This is a genomic window from Helicobacter sp. T3_23-1059, assembly GCF_053654515.1.
Genome location: NZ_JBSIUV010000151.1, coordinates 1 through 1,082, shown reverse-complemented (window position 1 = coordinate 1,082; position 1,082 = coordinate 1). Strand labels below are relative to the sequence as shown.

Here is a 1,082-nt window from a genome sequence, read left to right as displayed (position 1 = left end):
ATCTTTTATCACGGAAGCACAGAATATTTTAAAATATTAGATTTTACACAAAAACAACAAGGTAACAATAATGAATCACCAAACAAACACACCACATAAACCTTTCAAAAAAAACACGCCAAAATCAAAACCCCCCAACGACAAAAAGCCCAAAAAAAGCCCCTCTTTAGCACATTTTTTGCAGAATGTAGATTCTCTTTTTTTGCATAAAAATTTGACTTCAAGCACCGCTTTTATGGCATTAAAAGAGGCTTTTCCTCATACTTTGCCTATTTTTGTGGGCTACTTGCTTATGGGGGCGACTTTTGGGATTTTGCTTCAAAAGGCTGGGTTTAGCTGGGTGTTTGCGTTTGGTATGGGGGTTATTATCTATGCGGGTGCTATGCAGTTTGCCTGCGTGGTATTGCTAGCAAATGGGGCGAGCTTGGCAGAATCTTTTTTATTATCGTTGATGATAAATTCTAGGCAGATTTTTTACGCGCTATCCGCGCTTAGCCTTTTTGGCGGTGTAGAAAAAAAGAAAAAATACTACCTTATTTTTTCGCTTACTGATGAGACTTTCGCGCTTTTAAACCTAAAAAAGCCTCGCCCTAAAAAAAGCAATATAAATTCTACACAATATCGTGGATATTTTATGTTTTTTATCGCGCTATTAAATCAAATTTATTGGGTATTGGGCTGCGTATTTGGCGCACTTTTAAGCCAAAATCTAGCTAGTTTTAACGCGCAAGGAATGGCATTTGTGATGAATGCGATTTTTATCGTGCTTTTTATCGAGCAGTGGCGCGTGGTGGTGGATAAAACGCCCGCGCTTATTGGCATTTTTGTAAGCCTTGTTTGTTTGCTTATTTTTGGCAAAGAGTTTTTTTTGCTTCCATCTTTGGTGGCGATTTGTGGGCTACTTTTTTATTTGCAATCCCGCAAAAACCCATACAAAAACTCACCAGCAAAACCTCACACAAAATCTCATAGCTAGATTCTTGTTTTTTATGGATATTGGCTAGATTTTTCATAGAGTGAAGTTAGATTTTTATTTTGTCATTCCCACGCGGATTTTATGCAAAATCCGCCCGTAATGACAT

Annotated in this window: 1 protein-coding gene; it reads left to right on the top strand. The window is 37.6% G+C overall.

The genetic code is table 11. From position 1 onward, the window contains the following. Positions 1-235: 235 nt before the first annotated feature. Positions 236-976, top strand: a complete 741-nt coding sequence (locus ACWIX0_RS13710; RefSeq protein WP_454174541.1) for an AzlC family ABC transporter permease — start codon at positions 236-238, stop codon at positions 974-976. Positions 977-1,082 lie beyond the last annotated feature (106 nt).

Coding starts and splice junctions, on each gene's coding strand:
- ACWIX0_RS13710 (WP_454174541.1), top strand. CDS start 236: ATGGCATTAAAAGAGGCTTTTCCTCATACTTTGCCTATTTTTGTGGGC.